Origin of the sequence: Flavobacterium macacae (assembly GCF_003865365.1) — a bacterium.
In the GTDB taxonomy this organism is placed as follows: Bacteria; Bacteroidota; Bacteroidia; order Flavobacteriales; family Flavobacteriaceae; genus Flavobacterium; species Flavobacterium macacae.
The window spans coordinates 84,774-109,033 of record NZ_RQVR01000011.1 but is presented as its reverse complement, the minus strand read 5'-3'; the positions used below and the strand labels follow the sequence as shown (position 1 = coordinate 109,033).

The 24,260-nt window shown below is 36.4% G+C and carries 16 protein-coding genes; 6 read left to right on the top strand and 10 right to left on the bottom strand.

Features of this window, described 5'->3' with window-relative positions:
• Nucleotides 1-6: 6 nt before the first annotated feature.
• Nucleotides 7-540 (bottom strand): GNAT family N-acetyltransferase, encoded by a 534-nt coding sequence (locus EG849_RS10690; protein ID WP_125013075.1) that lies wholly within the window; start codon nucleotides 538-540, stop codon nucleotides 7-9.
• Between the two features lie 76 nt (nucleotides 541-616).
• A complete protein-coding gene (gene dapF, locus EG849_RS10685) occupies nucleotides 617-1,399 on the bottom strand; it encodes a diaminopimelate epimerase (RefSeq protein ID WP_125013074.1) in 783 nt (260 codons plus the stop codon).
• Between the two features lie 294 nt (nucleotides 1,400-1,693).
• On the opposite strand from dapF, the gene EG849_RS10680 reads away from it, so the two are divergent.
• The 5 genes from EG849_RS10680 (at nucleotide 1,694) to EG849_RS10660 (ending at nucleotide 6,737) form a co-directional block, all read left to right on the top strand.
• The gene (locus EG849_RS10680) at nucleotides 1,694-3,091 is read left to right on the top strand and encodes a trypsin-like peptidase domain-containing protein (protein WP_125013073.1); all 1,398 of its coding nucleotides are present in this window, start codon (nucleotides 1,694-1,696) and stop codon (nucleotides 3,089-3,091) included.
• A 148-nt stretch (nucleotides 3,092-3,239) separates the two neighbouring features.
• Nucleotides 3,240-4,688, top strand: coding sequence for a glyceraldehyde-3-phosphate dehydrogenase (locus tag EG849_RS10675; RefSeq protein ID WP_125013109.1), 1,449 nt, complete (start codon nucleotides 3,240-3,242; stop codon nucleotides 4,686-4,688).
• A gap of 169 nt (nucleotides 4,689-4,857) precedes the next feature.
• Complete coding sequence (locus tag EG849_RS10670; RefSeq protein WP_125013072.1) at nucleotides 4,858-5,526, top strand: alpha-protein kinase family protein; 669 nt, start codon at nucleotides 4,858-4,860, stop codon at nucleotides 5,524-5,526.
• 18 nt (nucleotides 5,527-5,544) lie between these two features.
• Complete coding sequence (locus EG849_RS10665) at nucleotides 5,545-6,225, top strand: hypothetical protein (protein ID WP_125013071.1); 681 nt, start codon at nucleotides 5,545-5,547, stop codon at nucleotides 6,223-6,225.
• Between the two features lie 44 nt (nucleotides 6,226-6,269).
• Nucleotides 6,270-6,737 (top strand): OsmC family protein, encoded by a 468-nt coding sequence (locus EG849_RS10660; RefSeq protein ID WP_125013070.1) that lies wholly within the window; start codon nucleotides 6,270-6,272, stop codon nucleotides 6,735-6,737.
• 324 nt (nucleotides 6,738-7,061) lie between these two features.
• Here EG849_RS10660 and EG849_RS10655 read toward each other — a convergent pair whose 3' ends face one another.
• The 6 genes from EG849_RS10655 to EG849_RS10630 form a co-directional block, all read right to left on the bottom strand.
• Nucleotides 7,062-9,329, bottom strand: a complete 2,268-nt coding sequence (locus tag EG849_RS10655; RefSeq protein WP_125013069.1) for an aconitate hydratase — start codon at nucleotides 9,327-9,329, stop codon at nucleotides 7,062-7,064.
• 102 nt (nucleotides 9,330-9,431) lie between these two features.
• Complete coding sequence (locus EG849_RS10650; protein ID WP_125013068.1) at nucleotides 9,432-12,206, bottom strand: bifunctional aconitate hydratase 2/2-methylisocitrate dehydratase; 2,775 nt, start codon at nucleotides 12,204-12,206, stop codon at nucleotides 9,432-9,434.
• Nucleotides 12,207-12,532: 326 nt separating this feature from the next.
• A complete protein-coding gene (locus EG849_RS10645) occupies nucleotides 12,533-13,486 on the bottom strand; it encodes an AAA family ATPase (protein WP_125013067.1) in 954 nt (317 codons plus the stop codon).
• Between the two features lie 50 nt (nucleotides 13,487-13,536).
• Entirely contained in the window at nucleotides 13,537-14,967 is a 1,431-nt protein-coding gene (locus EG849_RS10640; protein WP_125013108.1) for a peptidylprolyl isomerase, read from the bottom strand.
• Complete coding sequence (locus EG849_RS10635; RefSeq protein WP_125013066.1) at nucleotides 14,930-15,778, bottom strand: hypothetical protein; 849 nt, start codon at nucleotides 15,776-15,778, stop codon at nucleotides 14,930-14,932. Before EG849_RS10635 ends, EG849_RS10640 begins: the two co-directional genes overlap by 38 nt.
• Nucleotides 15,779-17,746: a peptidylprolyl isomerase gene (locus EG849_RS10630; RefSeq protein WP_125013065.1), complete on the bottom strand. Its 1,968-nt coding sequence runs from the start codon at nucleotides 17,744-17,746 to the stop codon at nucleotides 15,779-15,781. It lies immediately after the preceding gene.
• Nucleotides 17,747-17,996: 250 nt separating this feature from the next.
• Between EG849_RS10630 and EG849_RS10625 the strand changes: the two genes are divergently transcribed.
• Nucleotides 17,997-19,586, top strand: a complete 1,590-nt coding sequence (locus EG849_RS10625; RefSeq protein ID WP_125013064.1) for a peptide chain release factor 3 — start codon at nucleotides 17,997-17,999, stop codon at nucleotides 19,584-19,586.
• 76 nt (nucleotides 19,587-19,662) lie between these two features.
• Here EG849_RS10625 and EG849_RS10620 read toward each other — a convergent pair whose 3' ends face one another.
• Nucleotides 19,663-19,878 carry a hypothetical protein gene (locus EG849_RS10620; RefSeq protein WP_125013063.1) on the bottom strand — a complete coding sequence of 72 codons (216 nt, stop codon included), beginning with the start codon at nucleotides 19,876-19,878 and terminating at the stop codon, nucleotides 19,663-19,665.
• Nucleotides 19,879-19,888: 10 nt separating this feature from the next.
• Nucleotides 19,889-23,998, bottom strand: coding sequence for a GEVED domain-containing protein (locus EG849_RS10615; protein ID WP_125013062.1), 4,110 nt, complete (start codon nucleotides 23,996-23,998; stop codon nucleotides 19,889-19,891).
• Nucleotides 23,999-24,260 lie beyond the last annotated feature (262 nt).

Here is a 24,260-nt window from a genome sequence, read left to right as displayed (position 1 = left end):
TAATTTTTAAAGTTGGTGATTGATTAATTGAAACAGCGCTTCGTCATTATAAACGCCATTTACGAGGTTCCATTGTTTTTTTGTTCCGATTTTTTCAAACCCAAAATTAGTAAAAAGACTGATACTGGCTTCATTCTGCGGATTGATATTTGCAAATAATTGCTTCAGATTTAATTGCCTGAACGAATAATCGATTAAAATTTCTAATGCCTGGGAACCAATGCCTTGATTTCGGTTTCCTGCTTCCTTAATCAAAATCCCGATTCCGGCGCGATTGTTTCTGGGGTCAAACTCAAATAAATCAATCAAACCCACGGCTTTAAAATCTTCATTTTTGCAAATCGCCAAGCGCAATTGTTTGGCTTCATAAATATCTTGGTGTGCGTTTTCAAGATATTGACGAATTAAAAATCGGCTGTAAGGGGTTTGCGTGTTGCTAAATTCCCAAATGGCTTGGTCGTTTTCAATATCGAAAACAAATTCCAAATCTTCGGGCTCGAGCGCACGCAAATAAATATTTTTTCCTTGTAATGTAATCATCTGGAAATTCGATTTCTTAAATTGTTAGATTTTTGGACTTCTTATACTTTATAAATTGTAGAAAAGATTTTAAAATTTAAACCCCAATACTTCCTTCAAAAACAAAAGCCGCTGGTCCTTTTAAGAAAACATCCATATATTTTCCAGAAATTTCTTTAAAAGAAACTTCTAGCTTTCCTCCTTCTACGTTTAATTTTATTTCGTTAGAATCTGTTTTGCCGGTCGCTTTCATGGCTATGGCAACGGCAGTGACGCCGGTTCCGCAAGACAAAGTTTCATCTTCGACACCTCTTTCATAGGTTCTTACTGAAAAAGTGTCAGTGTCATTTTGATGTACAAAATTAACATTGCTTCCGGCTTGGCCGTATAATTTTCCGTAACGAATTTCCGCCCCTTTTTCTTTTATTGGGTAATTTTTTAAATCGTCCACCAACTGAACGTGATGTGGAGAACCGGTATCTAAAAAAACATAATCTTCTTCAATATTCACATTATCAACATCTTTCATTTGCAAAGAAACAATTCCGTCATCTGAAATTGTGGCGTGGTGCAAACCGTCTGTTGCGGTAAAAGTGGTTGTGTTTTCTATAACACCGAGTTGCTTGGCAAAGGCAACCAAACATCTTCCGCCGTTGCCACACATCGAACTTTGGTTTCCATCAGAGTTGTAATACACCATTTTAAAATCGGTTTCTGCATCATTTTCTAATAAAATCAAGCCATCCGCTCCGATTCCGAAACGCCTGTCGCACAGTTTTTCGATTAATCTGCTATCGTTTTTGGCAAAAGTTTCCTGGCGATTGTCAATCATTATGAAATCGTTTCCGGTACCTTGGTATTTGTAAAATGTAATTTCCATTTTTTGTCTGCGCAATTTTGGTAAGAGTTTAAAAAATGCCTTTTGTTTGTTTAATAGCCCTGATGCTCCCAAATATCCTTTTGTTTCCGGTGTTCGGAACAAAAGATAGGGCGAAGCAGCAGGAAAATGATAAAAACGATTCCAAATGTAGTGCTTCTAAAAATGACAAACAAAGCTTTACAAAAGTATGAATATTAATGAAAAGTTAATCATTGTTAATCGTGCGTTAAAGCGAAAATAACGGCACAGTTTTACATATATATTTACATCAAATAACTTAATTGCTAACGTACTATGAAAAAATTTTCGAGTTTATTTCTAGTGTCCTTATTAAGTGGCGCAACCACTTTGGGCGCTTATAAGCTGTTCATTGAAAATGACGGCTTTTTATCTGAAAACAAAAAAACAATTGTGACTTCGGCTCCTCCGAGCTTTAGCAAAAATGTGGGACTTGGGGCTGAAACGGTCGATTTTACGGCTGCAGCTGACAATGCGGTCCACACGGTTGTTCACGTGAAGAATGTGACGTACCGCACCATAAATAATCCGATGCTGGAATATTATTATGGCTATAAAGGCGGCCAGCAGCAAGCACAAGTTGGGACGGGTTCTGGCGTAATTATTTCTGAAGACGGATATATCGTCACCAACAATCACGTAATCCAAAATGCGTCTGAACTGGAAGTTACCTTAAATAACAAAGATACTTACAAGGCAAAATTGATCGGGACCGATTCAAAAATGGACATTGCTTTGCTTAAAATTGATGCTGGCAAAAAATTGCCTTACGCTGCTTTTGGAGATTCTGACGGCGTGAAAGTCGGAGAATGGGTTTTGGCTGTCGGGAATCCGTACAACTTGACTTCAACGGTAACGGCCGGAATTGTTTCGGCGAAAGCCAGAAATTTAGACCAAAAAGGGATCCAGTCCTTTATCCAAACGGATGCGGCGGTGAATCCGGGAAATAGCGGTGGCGCCTTGGTGAATACCCGTGGCGAATTGATCGGAATCAATACCATGATTACTTCAATGACCGGTTCTTATGTAGGTTATTCTTTTGCTGTTCCTTCGAATATTACCCGAAAAATCATTGAAGATATTATGGAATATGGAAATGTGCAGCGCGCCATTCTGGGTGTTGAAGGAGGGGAACTGAACGCTGCGGTTTCTAAAGAATTGGGAGTGGATCGCTCGTCAGGGTTTTATGTAAATAATGTGACTAAAAATTCTGGCGCTCAAAAAGCAGGGTTGGCCAAAGGCGATATCATCATCAAATTAGACGAGACCAATGTGACTTCTTTTGCTGATTTATCTGGGGTTGTAAATACCAAGCGTCCCAATGACGTATTAAAAGTGACGTACATCAGAAATGGAAAAGCGTGGGTTGTGCCGGTGACGTTAAGCAAAAACGAATTTTCGTCGTATGAATTTAACGGAATGAAACTAGAAGACATTTCTCCGGCGGATGCCAAAAAATACAATTTGAATTACGGCGTAAAAATTAAAGAAGTCGAAAATGATTACAATGACTTTTTGAAAGGAAGCATTATTTTGAAAATTGACAATGAAAAAATCGAAAATGTGGAAAGCGCTTCTGAAATCTTGAACAAAAAGCAAGAAAACCGAGCGATGAAAATTGAATTGATTAATAAAAATGGCCAATTGGAACGCTATATTTTACAAACAAGATAATTTCTAAAACTTTTAAAAATGGCCAGTTTAAATGACTGGCTTTTTTTATGCAAAATTTTTGGCTAAATACTTTACGAAAACGTTTGAAATCTATACTTTTGCATCGGTAAAAAAAACTACAACACACGAACTACACTTATTATTTATCATGACAAAAACAATTTTATACGAAAAAGAACTTTCTTTTCAGGCCGACAGGAGAAGAGCTGGAGTTGAATTCATCAAAATCATCAGCGACCTTTGGTATGACAAATCGATTGAATTGGTATTATTTAAAAACCAACTGATCAATACTAATGTCAGCGACATTATCAATCTTCACGAATATGCGGGAGAATTTGTTGGAAAACCAATCAATGTTTTTGATTCTGTAGAAATTGCAAGAGCTTTACTATCTCTTGATTTGCCTCCTGCCAAGTTAGACATCGGGAAACTGACGTATGAATACCATTTAGAAGACAATAAATATAATGACGCCAAAGCTTTTGTAATTGACAAATTGAGCAATGCAAAAGAATACAAAAACAACAAGCCGAAAGATGTGGTTTTGTATGGTTTTGGGCGTATCGGAAGATTATTGGCTCGTGAATTAATGTCAAAAACAGGAAAAGGTACGCAACTTCGATTGAGAGCAATTGTGGTTCGTGAGAAAAATGACGCTACAAGTTTGGAAAAAAGAGCATCCCTATTAAGATATGACTCGATCCACGGTGATTTTCAAGGTTCGGTTTCGGCTGATCCAGAAAACAATGCCTTGATCATCAACGGAACTACGGTTCACATTATTTCTGCCGGAAGCCCTGAAGATATTGATTATTCTGATTATGGAATTAAGGAAGCTTTGGTGATTGACAATACAGGAGCTTTTACTACAAAAGAAGCTTTAGAAAGACATTTGAAGTCAAATGGCGTTCACAAAGTTTTGCTGACTGCGCCTGGTAAAGGGATTCCAAATATTGTTCACGGTGTAAACCACAAGGAACATAATCCTGATGAAGTAAATATTTTTTCTGCTGCGTCTTGCACGACCAATGCCATTACCCCTATTTTAAAAGCAGTGGAAGATACTTTGGGCGTGGTAAAAGGGCATCTAGAAACGATCCATGCTTATACAAACGACCAGAATTTAGTAGATAACATGCACAAAAAATACCGCCGTGGCCGTGCTGCCGCTTTAAATATGGTCATCACAGAAACGGGTGCGGGAAGTGCCGTTGCAAAAGCACTGCCTTCACTTGCTGGAAAATTAACTTCAAACGCCATTCGCGTTCCTGTGCCAAATGGTTCTTTGGTTGTCTTGAACTTAGAAGTAAGCAAAGAAACTTCGGTTAATGAAATTAATGAAATCATGAAGCGTTATGCCCTGGAGGGTGAATTGGTGGAACAAATCAAATATTCTTTGAATAACGAATTGGTTTCTTCTGACATTGTTGGCACTTCTGCTCCGTCGATTTATGACAGCAACGCAACAATTGTTTCAGCTGACGGAAAAAATATCGTGCTTTATATCTGGTATGATAACGAATATGGATACAGCCACCAAGTAATTCGCTTGGCTAAATATATTTCTAAGGTAAGAAGATACGCTTACTACTAGGAAATACTTTGAATTTTAATTTTGGTAAAAAGGATCCGTTCTAGAAATAGAACGGATTTTTTAGTTAAAACATTCTCCTATCGAAACTTATCCCATACTTTAAAGTCGCATTATGAGAATTTTTTGATTTTTTTTCTTATTTTTGAAAGCTTCCTAATTTGAGAATATCATGAAAAATCTTATCTTCTTTCTACTTTTTTTTCCATTTATTGGATATTCCCAAATTGGAATTGGAACGGAAACTCCAACGAGAACTCTAGACATCAATGGAGATTTAAGAATCAGAAATACACCCGCTACTAATCGTGAAAGCGCAGCGAAAGATTCAATTTTAGTGGTTGACCTGCAAGGAAACGTCGACCGGACCACTTCGCAACAAGTCATTTACAGCCATTTTAAATCTTTTGTCAGAGGAAACTTTGGGACTTCAGGAAATACGAGTATACCTGCTTCGGGAACCGGACTAATGAAATTCAGCAACAAAGATTTTGATCTCAGCAATGATTACAGCTTGTCTACGGGAGTTTTCACTGCAAAAATCGCAGGCATTTACCACATCAATATTTCACTAAAATTTGCATCCTCTGTCTTGTCACTTACAGGAGACGTGGGTGTTGCTATTCAAAAAACCACTTTAGCCGGTATAACTGCCACAAAAGCAAAAGCATCATTTTCAAATATTGCAGTACTCGGAATAAATGTATCACCGACAACTCGAACAACGGAAACGATTGTGGAACTTAATCCTGGGGACACCATCACTTTTTTAGTAATAGGACCTTCTACGATTACAGTTGTAAATGAGGAAACATTTTTCTCCATTGAGCAGGTAAGATAATAATTAACATGTATTATTATGAGAAAAATATTTTTACCGTCAGTACTATTATTTCATGTTATCTGTTTTTCACAAATTGGAATTGAAACTGCACAACCGACCGCAATGCTGGATATCAATGGCAATATGAGAATTAGAAATATACCATCTATAAGTAGAGAATCTGTCGCAAAAGATTCGATACTGACGTCCAATATAACAGGAAACAGTCATCGTGTATCTTCAAAGACTGTGGTTTACAGCCATAAAAAATCATACGTGGCCGGTTTTTTTGCAGGTGGCGAAAGTCCTTCGTTGTCATTAACGAGTTCAAGAGCTAAAATTCCATTTAACGCAAAAGAAATCGATCTCAATAATGATTTTAATGTTTTAACAAATACATTCACTGCGCCACACAGCGGAATTTATAGAATTGGAGTACAAATTGTTTCCACTTCTGCAGTCGGGGTTACAACCGATTTCGGGGTTCAAATTGTGAAAAACGGAACTGCCATTTTAGCGAGAAGTAGTTTTGCAAATATTGGCGTCGTGGTACTTTTTGTAAATATTAATGTGACGCAACCCTTGAGAAATTTATCTACAACGGTTTCTTTAAACGCTGGCGAAACAATTACATTTGAAACTAAGAGCGCACTTCTCAACATTTCCTTATTAGGAAATAATGACGAAAATTTCTTTTTCATCTATCAACTGCAGTAAATTTTAATTAGCTAATGCTTAAATTTGTAACTAAAATCTAAAAAATGCATCCAAATCACAATTATCAGCTTACCCTTAAATGGACCGGAAACAAAGGAAAAGGAACTGAAAGTTACCGTTCTTATGATAGAAACCACGATATTTTAATTGATAATAAAGTCATCATCAAGGGTTCTGCTGACCCTACTTTTCACGGAGACAAAAGCGCGCACAATCCTGAAGATTTGCTGTTGGCCTCACTTTCGGCGTGCCACATGATGTCATACTTGCACGTTTGCGTAAAAAACGGAATCGTGGTTACAGATTACATTGACAATGCCACCGGAATTATGAAGGTAAACGATGATGGTTCCGGCCAATTTATTGAAGTGACTTTACACCCGATTGTGACAATTACCGACGAAAAATTTTTAGCAAAAGCAAATGAATTGCATTTTGAAGCGAACAAATTGTGCTTTATTGCCAATTCTGTAAACTTTCCCGTGAAGCATATTGCGGAAAGCAAGATTTGATTTTATGGCAAAACAATAACTTTCAAACGAAGCGCAAGTCTCTGAGTATATTTCAAAATTAGAAAGTTCAATTGGAGCAATAGTAGGATTTTTGAGAAAACGATTTTAGAAATAAAATCCTTTGATCTAAAAGAATACATAACAGATTTGCTGGTTTTAAATACACACAGAAAAGAATCCGTTATAATTGTATTTCCTACTGGAAAAATAATCACTTATGAATTGGGATTTTGAGAAGAAATTATCCAGACGGAGGAAAAATTAATAAATAAAAAAAACTCCCGATTTTCATCGAGAGTTTTTTGTTTATAAACAAAACTATTATTATGCGTTTCCTGCCGCAGCAATCAAGTTTAATGCTGAACCTGCTTTAAACCAGCCAATTTGCCCTTCATTATACGTGTGGTTTGCCATAATAATATCCTTAGTTCCATCCGCGTGGATGAATTCTAAAGTCAATGGTTTTCCAACTGCAAATTCTGTCAAATCGGTGAAGTTGATGGTATCATCTTCTTGGATCAAATCATAATCTGCTTCGTTAGCAAAAGTCAGGCCTAACAATCCTTGTTTTTTCAAATTCGTTTCGTGGATACGAGCAAAAGATTTTACAAGAACCGCCTTTACGCCTAAGTGGCGTGGCTCCATAGCTGCATGCTCACGAGAAGAACCTTCGCCATAATTGTGGTCACCCACAACCACAGTTGGAATTCCTGCCGCTTTATATTCTCTCTGAACCGCCGGAACTGCGTCATATTTGCCGGTCAATTGGTTTTTTACAGAGTTCGCTTTTTGGTTGAATGCATTGATCGCGCCAATTAGCATGTTATTTGAAATATTATCTAAATGCCCACGGAAACGCAACCATGGTCCGGCCATAGAAATGTGGTCAGTGGTACATTTTCCGAAAGCTTTGATCAGCAATTTCGCTCCTGTGATATTTTTTCCATCCCAAGGTTGGAATGGCGCTAATAATTGAAGTCTTTCAGAAGTTTCGCTTACCACTACTTGAACTCCAGAACCGTCTGCAGAAGGCGCTTGAAAACCGGGATCTTCAGCATCGAAACCTCTCGGAGGCAATTCGTTTCCGGTTGGTTCGTCAAGCATCACTTCTTCCCCATCTTCATTGATTAATTTATCTGTCAAGGGATTAAAACTTAAATCTCCAGCAATTGCCAGCGCCGTTACCAATTCAGGAGAACCCACGAAAGCCAAGGTGTTTGGATTTCCGTCCGCACGTTTTGAGAAGTTTCTGTTGAAGGAGTGAACGATGGTATTTCTTTCTTCTTTTTCAGCACCTTCCCTGTCCCACATACCGATACATGGCCCACAGGCATTGGCAAAAACCGTTGCACCAATTTTATTAAAAGTGTCGATAAAACCATCACGCTCAATGGTATAGCGCACTACTTCAGAACCTGGAGTAATTGTAAATTGAGCTTTAGTTTTTAAATTTTTATCTGAAACTTGTTTTGCTAATGAAGCGGCACGAGAAATATCTTCGTAGGATGAATTGGTACAAGAACCGATCAAACCCACTTGAATTTGTAATGGCCAATTATTTTTGATCGCTTCCTCTTTCATTTTAGAAATTGGCGTAGCCAAATCTGGCGTAAAAGGACCATTCAAATGTGGCTCTAGCTCAGAAAGATTGATTTCAATAACTTGGTCAAAATAGTGTTCTGGATTTGCGTAAACTTCGTCATCACCAGTTAAATAAGAAGCGACTTTGTCAGCAGCTTCAGCAACATCAACTCTATTGGTAGATTTTAAGTAACGACGCATTGAATCGTCATAACCAAAAGTGGAAGTCGTTGCTCCAATTTCGGCACCCATATTACAGATCGTTCCTTTTCCGGTACACGACATTGAAGTAGCACCTTCGCCGAAATATTCAACGATGGCACCCGTTCCACCTTTTACAGTAAGAATTCCTGCTACTTTTAAGATCACATCTTTTGGAGCTGTCCATCCTGATAATTTTCCTGTCAATTTGATTCCGATCAGTTTTGGAAATTTCAATTCCCAAGCCATACCAGACATTACATCAACCGCATCAGCACCACCAACGCCAATGGCAAGCATTCCCAATCCTCCTGCATTTACAGTATGGGAATCCGTACCAATCATCATTCCGCCTGGGAAGGCATAATTTTCAAGAACTACTTGGTGGATAATTCCAGCGCCTGGGCCCCAAAAACCGATTCCGTATTTATCAGAAACTGACGAAAGGAAATCGAAAACTTCATTACTTTGTGTTTTTGCTCTAGCCAAATCGGTAGCAGCATCTACTTTGGCTTGGATCAAGTGATCGCAGTGAACTGTTGTAGGAACTGCAACTTTCGGTTTTCCGGCGTGCATAAATTGCAATAAAGCCATTTGGGCTGTTGCATCTTGGCAAGCCACTCTATCTGGTGCGAAATCCACATAATCCTTTCCTCTTGTGAAAGCTTGCGTAGGATTTCCTTCCCAAAGGTGGGCATATAAAATCTTTTCAGAAAGTGTTAACGGACGGCCCACAAGTTCACGTGCTTTATCAACACGTTCTGCCATAGTGCCGTACGCTTTTTTTATCATTTCAATATCAAAAGCCATAGTTTATATATTTGTATTGTTATTACTATAAATTTACGAAAAATAAAGCTGTTATAAAAAGAAAGCTCAAGTTAATAACTCAAGCTTTCTCATAAATTTATATTATAAAACTGTTAATAATTTGCTAGAAGGAACAAACTTTGTCAAGCTGATGCCTTTAACTGCTACTTTATATTCTTCAATTGTTGGAGTCCTGCCTAAAATTGTGGACAGCACTACAACTGGCGTTGAAGAAAGCAAGGACTCTCCTTTTTTACCTTCCGTGTCTTCCACAACCCTTCCTTGGAAAAGACGCGTTGATGTCGCCATAACCGTATCTCCTTTAGAAGCTTTTTCTTGGTTCCCCATACAAAGGTTACAACCTGGACGCTCTAGATAAAGCATATTTTCATACTCCGTGCGGGCTGCTCCTTTTGGCGCATTATCGTCGAATTCAAAACCAGAATATCTTTGCAAAACTTCCCAATCGCCTTCTAATTTTAATTCATCTACGATATTGTAAGTTGGCGGTGCCACCACAAGGGGCGCTTTAAATTCCACTTTGCCATATTCTTCTTCGACATTTTTAAGCATCTGGGCCAAAATTTTCAAATCGCCTTTGTGGACCATACACGATCCGATAAATCCTAAATCTACTTTTTTGTCTCCGCCGTAAAAAGAAAGTGGCCTGATGGTATCATGCGTATATCTTTTAGAAACATCTTTATTATTTACGTCTGGATCTGCAATCATTGGCTCTGCAATTAAGTCAAGATCAACAACTACTTCTGCAAAATATTTAGCATTTGCATCAGGAGCCAAAGCTGGCTTTTCATACGTTTTAATCTCTGTAATACGTTTGTCTGCCTTGTTAATCAAGCCTTGCAGCACTTGTTTCTCGTTATCCATTCCTTTATCAATCATGATTTGGATTCTGCCTTTTGCAATTTCCAAAGACTCGATCAAAGTATCATCTTCTGAAATACAGATAGAAGCTTTTGCCTTCATTTCTGCTGTCCAGTCTGTAAATGTAAAGGCTTGATCGGCAGTAAGCGTTCCCAAATGAACCTCAATGATTCTTCCCTGGAATACATTTTCTCCTCCAAATTCCTGCAACATTTGCGATTGAGTAGCGTGTACCACATCACGGAAATCCATGTAGCTTGCCATAGCTCCTTTAAAAGTAACTTTTACTGATTCAGGAATTGGCATGGAAGCTTCTCCTGTAGCCAAAGCCAATGCAACCGTACCCGAATCGGCACCGAAAGCAACCCCTTTTGACATTCTTGTATGTGAATCACCACCAATTATGATGGCCCATTCGTCAATTGTGATATCGTTCAAAACTTTATGGATAACATCCGTCATGGAATGGTACACACCTTTTGGATCACGCGCTGTAATCAAACCGAAATCGTTCATGAACTTCATCAATTTTGGAATATTAGCCTGTGCTTTTTTATCCCAAACAGAAGCCGTGTGGCAACCTGATTGATACGCTCCGTCAACGATTGGAGAAATGACAGTTGCCGCCATCGATTCTAATTCTTGAGCTGTCATCAATCCCGTGGTATCTTGCGAACCTACGATATTAACTTCTACACGAACGTCAGAACCTGCATGCAACACTTTTCCTGGAGCGATACCTACCGCGTTTCTGTTGAAGATTTTTTCAACAGCAGTAAGACCTTGACCTTCGTTTGAAATTTCTTTAGAAGGGGCAAATACTAAAGGCGCCTCTATATCTAAAGTCTTCGCTGCAAATGTTTGGATTTTTTTACCAAAAACAATCGCATACGATCCTCCGGCTTTAATGAATTCCATTTTCTGAGGCGTAAAGGCCTTTGAAATATCCATCAATTCTTGATCGCCGTTGTATAATTTTTTAGTTTTTGTATTGATTGTAAGAACCGTACCCGTTTCAACAGAATAGGCTTCTTCTAAAACTGGATCGTTATTTTCATCACGAACAACTTCTCCGTTAGCATCTAACTTTTTTACCCAGTTTTTAAGGTCCAATCCGATACCTCCGGTAACATCAACAGTTGTCAAGAAAATTGGAGAAATTCCGTTTGTTCCTGCCACGATTGGAGCGATATTTACGAATGGAATAAAGGGACTTGCTTGCTTTCCTGTCCAAAGCGCCACGTTATTTACGCCTGACATTCTGGAAGAACCCACACCCATTGTTCCTTTTTCAGCAACCAGCATCACACTTTTATCTGGATGCTGTGCCTGCAATCCCCTGATTTCAGATTGTGCTTGGGGAGTAATCATGCATTGGCCGTGAAGTTCGCGGTCAGAACGGGAATGCGCTTGGTTTCCTGGAGAAAGCAGATCGGTAGAAATATCCCCGATTCCTGCGATAAAAGTTACCACTTTAATTTCTTCTGGAACTTCTGGAAGCTTGGTAAAAAATTCTGCTTTGGCATAGCTTTCCAGGATTTCCGCAGCCAGTGAATTGCCCTCTTTATAAGCTTGCTTTAAACGGTCAGTATCCGCTTCATAAAGAAAAACTTGTGTTTTAAGAACTTCTGCAGCCTGTTTTGCAATGGAAAGATCTTGACCAAGAGCTAAATCCAATAATACTTCAATGGAAGAACCGCCTTTCATATGGGAAAGCAATTCAAAAGCAAAAGTTGGTGTTATTTCTTCAACTACAGCTTCGCCAAGAATAATTTCTTTTAAAAACCTAGATTTTACCGTGGCCGCACTTGTGGTTCCAGGCAAGGTGTTGTATATGAAAAAATTAAGCGAATCTTCACGATTTGCATTATGTGTATCTTTGATCTGCCAGATAATTTCACTTAGCAATTCTGCACCGTCAATTGGCTTTGGATGAAGCCCTTGTAATTTGCGTTCTTCAATCTCTTTAATGTAATCGTTATAAATGTTCATAATATATATGGAAGTCTTTTGAAAACACACCCCTTATCAAACCATTTTGATATGTGAATTGTGCTTTTTTGTTTTGTTTATTTGTTAGTGCAAATTTACATAATTCCCTTCATACTTAAACTATTTTTAGCAAAAGCCGTGTTTCAAAAGATTATTATTCGCAAAATCTTAATTTTAATGATTATTATTAAATTATAATCGGAAAATAATTAAATTTTTTAGATTTTGTTAATTAACAAAAGATTTTTTAGCAAATTCGGAATTTACAAGACATAAAAAAAGGTTCTTAAAATTAAGAACCTTTCTAAATTAGAATTTTGACATTATTACATCAATTTTTCAATAATCATTTCTTCTGAAATGTCTTCGGCATCTGCCTTATAGTTTTTGATAATTCTGTGGCGTAATATTCCTGTTGCAACTGCTTTTACGTCTTCAATATCAGGAGAAAATTTTCCGTTGAAAGCCGCATTTGCTTTTGCTGCTAAAATCAAGTTTTGTGATGCTCTTGGGCCTGCTCCCCAGTCTAAATAATTTTTCACAAATTCGTTTGAAAGCGGATTATCCGGACGCGTTTTGCTTACTAAAGTTACCGCATATTCAATTACATTATCTGCCACCGGAATTCTTCGAATCAAGTGCTGGAAATCAATAATTTCTTGTGCTGTAAATAATGGATTCACTTTATCTGTAAAGTCAGAAGTTGTACTTTTCACTACTTGAACCTCTTCAGCAAATGTTGGATAATCTAGTTTAATTGCAAACATAAAACGATCTAACTGCGCCTCTGGCAAAGGATAAGTTCCTTCTTGCTCAATTGGGTTTTGTGTGGCCAAAACAAAATAAGGCAATGCTAATTTATAGTGCTGACCCGCAATGGTAACTGATCTTTCTTGCATCGCTTCTAATAAAGCAGCTTGCGTTTTTGGAGGTGTTCTATTGATTTCGTCTGCAAGAATTATATTGGAAAAAATAGGTCCTTTTATAAATTTAAATTGACGGTTTTCGTCTAAAATTTCACTCCCTAAAATATCAGAAGGCATCAAATCTGGGGTAAATTGAATTCTTTTGAAATCCAAACCTAAAGCTTGAGAAATAGTATTTACCATCAAGGTTTTTGCCAATCCAGGAACACCTACAAGCAATGCGTGACCGCCCGAAAAGATACTCAAAAGTATTTGATCCACTACTGCTTCTTGCCCAATAATGATTTTAGAAATTTCTTTTTTAAGCTCAATTCTTTTCTGAACCAGATTTTGTATTGCTGCGACGTCTGACATATTTTTTAATTTGAGTTGGAATCACTATTTATAAATCAATACAAATTAGCTTATTTCTTTAACCAATTGTTCGTAAACGTACAGTTTCTATATTCTCCGTTGACTTTAATATAGGTTTCTTTGATTTTCTCTTTAGTCCATTTCCCAATAACTTCGATTCTTTTTTCACCTAAAGCCAAATCTTTAATTTTTAAATAATCTGTAGCATAATCAGCTGTGTGCGCATCATATCGTCTTGTTACTGTCAAGATTTTATAGGTTTTTCTTCCTAATCTATCCTCGTCCATGAGTGGTTGCGAAACTTGACCCATTTGCATATCTGCAACCTCATTGTAAAGTGATGGATCAATTTTTGTCAATTCAAAACGTGGATCTAAACTTTGTGGATTTGTCAAAGCACCACCATTGGCTCTTGTTTCTTTCTCATCTGAAGAACTTCTTGCTGCATCCGCAAAAGAAATATCTCCGTTAACAATCTTGTTTCTGATATCTGTAATTTTATCTTTAGCCTCCTGTAATGATCCATCAGTCACCTTTGGAATCATTAAAATGTGACGCAAATCAATTTCTTGACCACGAATTTTTTCAACCGTCACAATGTGATACCCATATTCTGTTTTAAATGGCGCAGAAATCTCACCCTCTTCCAAACTAAAAGCAGCTTCTTTAAATTCTTTTACCAGTCCGGATTTTCGTGTAACACGCATAAAACCTCCGTTTCTAACAGTTCCCTCATCTTTTGAATACAAAACAGCTTTACTAAAAAAGCTACCTCGTCCTTCTAAAACGTCTGTTTTCAATTCATTCAACTTGTCAATAACCTTTTGCTCTTCTTCTTTAGAAATGATTGGATTGATTACAATTTGAGAAATTTCAACTTCAGCACCAAATTGTGGTAATTCTTCTTTTGGAATTTTTCTAAAAAAAGTTCTAACTTCTTCCGGAGTAATTTCTACCTCTTCAATAATTTTATTACGCATGGAAGAAGTCAATTTTCCTGTTTTTAAGATATCGAAAAAATAAGTTTTAAATTCTTCTTCGTTTGGCTTATTGTAATATTTCAAGAGTTTTTCCATTGATCCAGCTCTTTCAACCAAAGCATCAATTCTTTCTGCCATCATTGAGTTCACTTCACTATCTGTCACCACAATACTATCTTGAATAGCTTGATGCGCATATAATTTGTCTTCCATCAATTTACCCATAAGTTGGCATCTTGTAATCTCTTTAACATCTCCTCCTTGGCTTGAGATTTCAATATAAGCAATATCAATATCTGAATCTAAAACTACATAATCACCTACAACCGCAATCACACCATCGATTTTCTGCTTGCCTCCTACAGGTTTTGGGGTGACCGTTTTTAAGGTATCCTCCTGAATAATTTCCTGTGCGTTCACAGTGCTGAAAAGCGCTGCGAAACCAAAAACTAGGCAGGCGTTTTTAATTATAGATTTCATATTTTTTATTTTTAATGGCATCATCGGTAATCTCTTTTTCAATTTTTTTTATTAATTCTAATTTTTTGTTATTTAAAATAACTTGTTGCAACGTCGGCTTTATATATTCAAACGGACTCACCTGATTCCTATCGATAACTTTGGTCACTTTCACAAGATAAACATCTAAAGAATCATTTTTTTCAATCGATTTTCCTTGCGAAATATATTCTGTTCTATTGTTATGCGTGATAAATGGCAGTTTTTTATAAATCTGATTCATTTCAACCCACACAGAATCGTTCAGCACGAAGCTTTTAAACTGCATTCCATAAGTGTCCCAAAATTTCTTATCCGTTTTTTTGTAATCAAAAAACTTACTTTTTATCGTTTGGTATTTTGGATGCTCTTTTGGCAAATGAATGTATCGCAATTTAACTAACGTTCCATCTGTTTTAAAATTATCCTTATTTTGATTATAATAAGATTCTAATTCGGTATTGCTTATAATTGTATCAACTGTAGTTTTCACCACTTCTTCAATATAAGCTCTGGTGTACAAATCAATTTTATACTGTTTAATCAGTTGGTTAAATTCCTCTTGTCTTTCCTCGCTCAAGTTCATTTCTGCTGCTTTCATAAGCAACTTTTGCGAAGCCCATTTATCAATAAAACTTCTTACAATAATCAAACTATCTTCTTTTGTAGTTCCCGCAGGAATCAAATTTTTGATATCTTCTTTAAACAAATATGAATCATTTACTCTTGCAATATATTGCGGTTTCTCTTCTGGCTTAAAATAATCGCAAGAAGAAAATAACACCAGCAAAAGTAGCAGTAAGATTCTTGTCATTTATGATTTCATTTCACTCTTTACACTTTCAAAGACAGGCTGATTGACCCTCACTTTGAATTCATTTTTCAAATCTCCAACCCACTTTTCTTCCAGAAATTGTTGGTAATCATTAATCACTTTTCCTTTTGCTTCCTCTAATGTTTTTGGAGCAGCCGGAAGATGTTTATTTATTTGTACAACAAAATAATATTCTCCTTCTTTAATCACATCTGAAATTCCGTTTTTTCTTTCAATACTTTTTGGTAGAGCATCACTGTTTTCGTCAAAAACTCCAGCATTTGACATTACATTTACGGCGTCTTTGATATTCATTTGTTCTTTAATCTGATCTGCTGTTTTTCCTTGTTTTAAAAGTTTTTGCGCTTTTTTTGCAAAGTCTTTATTTGTGGTAGAAAGCACAACGGCATCGATTCTATTTCCCCACATATAATTTTGTTTATGTCCTTCATAGAATTTCTGCAAACCGATTGTGTCTGTTTTTGCTTTTTCCCAAATTTCTTTTTCCATAAGATCAAAAAGCAATAAGCCATCACGGTATTCATCCATCACGGCAGCAAACTCAGGAAATTCACCTTCTAAATTTTCATTATAATGTTCATTTAATTTTTGATCCACAAATTGCTGATACTTTGCTTCCACAAGTTTTGCAATCGGTTTGATCGTATTTTCTGATTTTTGCTGACTATTTAAAAAGTTTAAGAAATCAGTACCGCTAAACATTTTACCGTCAATTGTAACAAGATTGGCGTTAAGTTTCACATCTGTGGGAACACTCCATTCTCCAACATAAAATTTATCATTTACCGCTTTTGCAGTCAAGGCATAAACTTTATCATTCTTTTTAATTGAATATTTTTTCTTTAATTTCTCAGTCATTGAATTCATGATCAGCCTTGAACGCTCATCTTTTCTGATCTTAACATCCAAATCAGCTTTCATTTCATCTAACGTTTTTACCGGATGTTTTTCCACCAATTTGACAATATGCCATCCAAAAACACTTTCTATCGGAGTAGAATAATCATTTGGATTTTTTAAAGAGAAAGCAACATCTTCAAATTCTTCTGAACTTAATTCACCAGAACCAAAACGATTCATTACGCCCCCTTTTCCTGCAGATGATTTATCTTGAGAAAATTGTTTAGCAAGGCTTTCAAAACTTTCGCCTTGTTGTAATTTTTTGTAAATATCTTGAATTGTATTTTTGGCAGCAGCCAACTCTTCTGTAGTTTTCGCTTGTGGCTTTAAAATCATAATGTGGGCCACTGTCAGCTCACCACGATTTTTCCTCACATCTTCTACCTTAATAATATGGTAACCAAAACGTGTTTTTACAATTTCTGAAACGCCTCCTTTTTTAGTATTGTAAGCGGCACTTTCAAAAGGATAAACCATTCTAAATGCAGAAAAATAACCTAATTCTCCTTTGTTTTCTTTTGCCGATGGATCTTCAGAATATTGCAATGCCAATTGACCAAAATCTTCTCCTTTTACTGCTTTTTCTCTAACCTCAACGGCTTTTTTATACGCTTTTAAAGTATCTGCTGGCGTTGCATTTTCATCTACCAAAAACAAAATATGCGCTGCTTTAATTTCTTTCAAAGACCTACCATAAGCTTCCTGAATCAATTCTTCAGTAACTTTTGAGTCTGTAAGATAATTTTTTGAAAGTTGTCCTCTGTAAGATTTTAGCTCTGATTGATAAGCCTGTCCTTCTTGTAAACCCAGTTTATAAGCCTTGTTTATTTTTAATTTATACCCCACAAATAAATCTAAATACTGGTTTAGATCTTTTTGCGATTCATCTTTTACTAAATCTATATTTTTATTATAAACCCTTTTAAATTCATCTGTATAATAAGGTTTATCATCAATTGTAAATAAAACTTCCTTGTTAGCATTTTGAGAAAAGCCGGCAAAATTCACAGAAAGCAGTATTCCGAAGAACAATTGTTTTAAATTCATTATGTAAATTCTATAAGTTGGAAAATTAATTTTTACGCATAAGGTTGCAATCAACAAAAGTAACAATTCAATCGCATTAAACAAGTAGTGCCCTTACTATTAACAAAAATTTATTAACAAATAATTAAAGGTATTTTGGTTGATTCTACTACAGTTGTAACAAAAAAAGAGAACTCTTTTTTTCTCTTATTATTATACAATGATTATTTGTTGAATAAATAGTATTTTTGCAATCCATTTTATACAGGATATGAGTTTTCAAAAAGAAATAGAAAGAAGAAGAACCTTTGGGATTATTTCCCATCCCGATGCCGGAAAAACGACACTGACTGAAAAATTACTTTTATTTGGAGGTGCCATCCAAGAAGCTGGAGCGGTTAAAAATAATAAAATAAAAAAAGGCGCCACGTCTGATTTTATGGAAATTGAGCGCCAAAGAGGTATTTCGGTTTCCACATCGGTATTGGCATTTAACTACCAAAACAAAAAAATCAACATTCTGGATACACCAGGACACAAGGACTTTGCTGAAGATACTTACCGAACTTTAACTGCTGTTGACAGCGTTATTGTGGTAATTGACGTAGCAAAAGGTGTTGAGGAACAAACGGAGAAATTAGTTGCCGTTTGTAGAATGCGAAACATTCCGATGATTGTTTTCATCAACAAACTTGACCGTGAAGGAAAAGATGCTTTTGACTTGATGGACGAAGTGGAACAAAAACTGGGATTAAGAGTTACTCCTTTAAGTTTCCCTATCGGAATGGGTTATGACTTTCAGGGAATTTACAATCTTTGGGAAAAAAGCATCAACCTTTTCAGTGGCGACAGCAGAAAAAACATTGAAGAAACCATCGCTTTTTCAGATGTTCAAAGCCCTGAATTAGAAAAAATTATCGGTCAAAAACCAGCTGACAGACTTCGTGAAGAATTAGAATTAATCAATGAAGTCTATCCTGATTTCAATAGAGACGAATATTTAGATGGAACTTTACAGCCCGTTTTCTTTGGTTCTGCCTTGAATAATTTTGGGGTTCGCGAGCTTTTAGATTGTTTTGTAGAAATCGCTCCATCACCAAGACCCAAAGAATCTGAAACAAGATTGGTTGATCCTTACGAAGAAAAATTATCTGGATTTGTTTTTAAGATTCACGCAAATATGGATCCGAAACACAGAGACCGATTGGCTTTTGTTAAAATCGTATCCGGAACTTTTGAAAGAAACAAGCCTTACTTACACGTTCGTCAAAAGAAAAATTTAAAATTTTCGAGCCCGAATGCATTTTTTGCAGAGAAAAAAGAAATTGTTGATATTTCATATCCTGGAGACATTGTTGGTCTTCACGATACGGGTAATTTCAAAATTGGAGATACATTGACTGAAGGAGAAATGATGAGTTTTAAGGGAATTCCGAGTTTTTCTCCAGAGCATTTCCGTTATATCAATAATGCTGATCCGATGAAAGCAAAACAGCTTGACAAAGGAATTGACCAATTGATGGACGAAGGTGTGGCACAGCTTTTTACTTTAGAAATGAACAATCGAAAAATAATCGGAACGGTGGGAGCGCTGCAATACGAAGTAATTCAATACCGCTTAGAGCACGAATACGGCGCTAAATGTTCTTATGAAAATTTCCCGGTTCACAAAGCGTGCTGGGTGAAACCTGACGATGCCAAAAACGATGAATTTAAGGAATTCAAGCGAATCAAGCAGAAATTTTTGGCACATGACAAATATGGCCAATTGGTCTTTTTAGCCGATTCTGATTTTACGATCCAAATGACCCAGAACAAATATCCAAGCGTAAAATTATTCTTCACCTCTGAATTTGAATAATTTCAAACAATTATTTTTTATAAAATAAAAGAGCCGTATCAATTGATACGGCTCTTTTTGATTTAACTAAAATTACTTATTTCGCAACTTGGAATCTATTTTTCATTTTATAAAAAACATAAACCAAACCAATTATGGCTAAAACCCAGATGTAATCTGAAATTGGAGCCGCTGGTTCATCCGTTGGATTCGTGTCTGCTGGATCTCCTCCAAAATCCCCTTGTGCGAATGCAACAGTACTCATTAAAAAAGCAATAACTACTAAAAAACTTTTTGCTATATATTTTTTCATCTTCTTAAATTTAAAAAATTACTTTAACTGTTGCTACTTCGCCATTTTCTGATGTAACTTGAACAAGCAGTACTTGATTTTGAGCACTCAAACCTTGAGCAGTAAAATCTGCCGCATTGATGCCTGATTGCTGAAATATCAAACGTCCTCTTACATCAAACACTGAAACTGCTTTCATTGAATTTCCTTTTGTTTGAATGTTTAGTTGTGCATTTTTAACATAAGCAACTACCGAATTAGAAGTAAAAGCATTTTCAGGATTTGAAAGATTTACTTGATAAACAATTTCAAAACGATTATTGAACGTTCCTGCTTCTGATGTAAATGTGTATGGTGCTATTTTAATATTATTTACAGAACCATTTTCATTGTCTTTTACATATACATTTTGATCACCAGCAAAAAGTCCATCCTTATCTGAAAGCGAAATGGTATAATTCCCAGGAGTTATTGCCGTTAATCCTAAAGGAACCACATCTGTGGGATTGAAAGGCAAAGCTCTACCTTGAATAGTGAAATCTTCGTTGTTTAATCTTGAAGACAAAGCGCTCCCTTCGTTTCCAAAAGACAAACCGTCATAAAGATTGTCAACCTCTTGCGTTGCTCCAGCAACATATCCAATCAAAACTTGATTAAAAGTTGTTCCTTCCGCATTTGTTAAATTCAACCACAATCTGTGCTTTTCAGTCTCAGATGTAGTCTGAACTTCAGAAGCTAATCTGAAAAATTGATTTCCGTTACTTGCTTCACGCATTGCATTAGTAAAACTAACACTTCCGGAAGCAGTTGACTTCACAAAAAATCCTTGCCCTACTTGAATTTTTCCGTTTGGAACCAAAGCCGGAACTCCTGACGTCCCTACTGATGCTGCTGTTTGACCAGTTGCATTCCAAAGTGCATAATTTGTACCTGTTGGAAACGTTCCTGATGGACTCATTGTTAATGTATGCGCATAGAAATATAGCGTTCCGTTTATTCTAGCACTATTGGCTGCAACAAATAACGAAGCATCAATGACAGAAGGATAAGGATTTCCAACAAGATTAAATCCTGTTCCAGTTGTTACTAAAGTAAATGATTTACTTCCATTATTTGGATTACCTGTAAAAGATCCCATCCAAGTTGCTGGAGTTGTTGAATGATCGTTTGGAGCACGAACACCATACCCTTTTCCAACTACAAAGTTGGTTGTAGCAGAAATCCCTGTTGTCACATACGTATTTGTCGGCGTATTGTAAACATAAAAACGATTAGTCAACGTATTTGGCGAAAAAGCATATAAATTTTGAGTCGCTACGGGTGAAGACCAAAGTGTATGATCTAAACGAACCAATTGTGCTGATTCTCTTTTTACTGTAATGTTTCCAATATTTGTTCCTGTTGCTACCTGTACTAAATTTGCATTACTTTCTAAAGTCATTGATGCCGTTGAAGCAACATTAACTAAACCATTTACAATTAAATTACTTCCTGAAGTAAATGTAACTTGAGAAGTTCCGATTATGTCTAACGCACAACTTTCAAATCCTGGACCAGAGTAATTGCCATTAATAACAGCTACTATTCCCGCTACTGGATTTCCATTTGACCAAGCTGTTCCATCCCATCTTGTTTCGATACCACACGCTGGTACAGATGCTTTAATTTTAAACGAACCGCCACTTCCGTTATATCCCCAAGCTCTTACATAAATTGTTTCTCCCGGAGTCAAAGCTGTTAGATTTAATAGAGAAAATAATCCATCTGGTGAATCATCATCATCACATTCAATAGAAACTAATGACCCGCATACACCTCTATAAGCTTGTATTGCCTTGTCAGTAATGTTTGTATCTGAATTATTGGTAGTTTCAATATCTAATCGAGATACATTTGCTGGAACTACAACGCTATACCATATATCTTTAGCTGTAGTTGCGAAATTAAAATCACCACATGTAGGCACTGGTTCTGGTGATTTGGTTGCATATGCATTTGATGTCACGATTTGTGTACCTAATGTTAAGGCTACCGCTCCTGAACATTCATCGTTTGCAGTAGGATTTATTGTCAAAACACCACTATTAAATGTTGTTCCATCCCAAGTATTTCCGATACCCGCAGTATCGATCCCTCCATATACATAAGGTCCAAAATTCAATTGATAACGAGTCGCATAATAATAAGTACCAGGTGCTAAGTTTGCGCCAATAGCTAATTGATATTCGTCATTATTACCTACATAAGCAGCATTAAAAGTTGCTGGAGTCCATGTTGTCCAAGTATTTGGATTTGTATTTTGTCCGGCAGGGCTAATACCAATCCAAGCTACAATACCTGTTGCTTGTCCAGAAAGACCTGGCTCCACATCAGTTAAACCCGCTTCATAAACCTGACCATAAACGGTGGTTGAAATTCCTGGCTGTGTTGATGCTACGACTGGCGATTGAAGTCCAAAATAATCTGGAGTATCTGTTGGCTGTGTTACAATTGTTATTTTATAATCTTCAGTTTCTGTACGAGTTCCTCCATTGGTACACGGATCAGGACTCGCTGCATTGTAATCTGTTTTTATTCTCAAACGATATTCTCCATTTAATGTTCCTGCAGGAACATTAATAGATGCTGTATAAGATCCTGCTTCAAGATATGCTGCTGAATTAATAACTCTCTCAGAGGTTTCAAAAACAAAATTTTTATTCCAGTCAACCCAAAATGCAACTCCAGTTGTACCTCCTACAATTGATATATCGGTATTAATTACCCCTGCGGCGTAACTGGTTACAGTAGTTGATGCATAATTATTTTGATAGCCACCTGCAGTATATCCTGAAGCTAAATTAGAAATGTTAGTGATAGATCCTGTCGTTGAAAAACTACTAATGTAAGTCAAGCTGGTTGCATTTGAAGCTGGCATACAATATCCTGTAAAGAAAGAACCAGATTCACTCCATGTACTAAAATCTCCACTACCACAATTTGATCGAACGTACAATTTATACGATGTGTTTGCTGTTAATAATACTGTCGTTGCTGTAGTTATCGAAGATAAACCACTATCAGCCAGCCCAGTTGCACCACTTCCTCCTGCTCCTGTTGTACGAACTTGCCATTGATACCCTGATCCTGGAGATGCAGTAGGTGATACCCAAGAAAGAGTAGCTGAAGATACTGAAGTCGGAGTTCCGGTTAATGCTGTGGGTACAAAACAAGAAACTGGTGTTGAGAAAGTTTTTGGTCCAACCCATCCACTATTTCCGTCAACTCCACACACTTTTCTTACATAAAATTCATAATTTGTATTTGCCGTAAGAACTGCATCAGAATAACTTGTTCCTGAAACCGCAGTTCCTGAACTTGCTGGAACACCTGCTCCAGCTAATTGTATTTTAATTTCAAAATCATTACCTCCATTTGTTAAAGTAGCCCAACCTAAAGTTGCAGTTGTTGCTGAATTGACTACTGAAGTCAAAGCTGTTGGAGATGGGCAAGCTTGAGCAATTCCACCTAACACAACATCTGAAAGTGTTGTCAACCTTGTACCTGTTGGAGGACTTGTTGGATTAGGATTTGTATTATCACTTCTATAATATATCCCCCTATTATTTGAACCATAACTAGTCGCTTTCCAAGATACGACAGTTCCATAATCTGGTGTATTTTCATCAATTGCTACTACCAAATTATCTATATTATTATACGCAAAAGGAGTAGTAAAAGTAATAGTCACGGCTCCTAGCAATGCTGCTGGAAAACTTACAACACCATTAAATACTTGAGTCAATCCTGTTACCGGAACCCAGTCAGTATTTGAAGCAAACGCTGTTTTATTAGTATGTCCCAAATAAACAACCCAATCTTTACTAGTATTAAAGTTCCCAGCAGCTATAGTTGTTGTTGGGGTAAATGTGATAGAGGTAATATTTCCCGTAGCATTTATTTCGGATTTCAGAAAAATTTGCTGCGTGTAATTATACCCCCAATTACTTGCAATTGGAAAACTTGATGAAGTTGTGATTCCTCCTCCAATTGTAACTTGTGCATTTACACCAATTGATGTAAAAAACAGAACACTTAAGATCGACAGTAGTTGCCAAGTTTTTTTTTTCTTAGCAATAGCACAACTAATCTTTCTTTTCAAAGACAAATATTTAACACTTTATCTTACATTAAAGTAATAATTTGTCATAAATTTTTGATTTTTAAATAATCACCCAAATTAATTAAAATTAAACATATTTACTATTAATTAACTTAAAATCGACTAAAGACATATTAATACGATTAAAAACAAATGATATTTTTGCTTTTTTTACTAAAAAAACAATTATACAAAGGCATGTAACAAAAAAAAGGCTACATAATTAAATGTAGCCTTTTTGAAATTTAAAGAACTATTACTA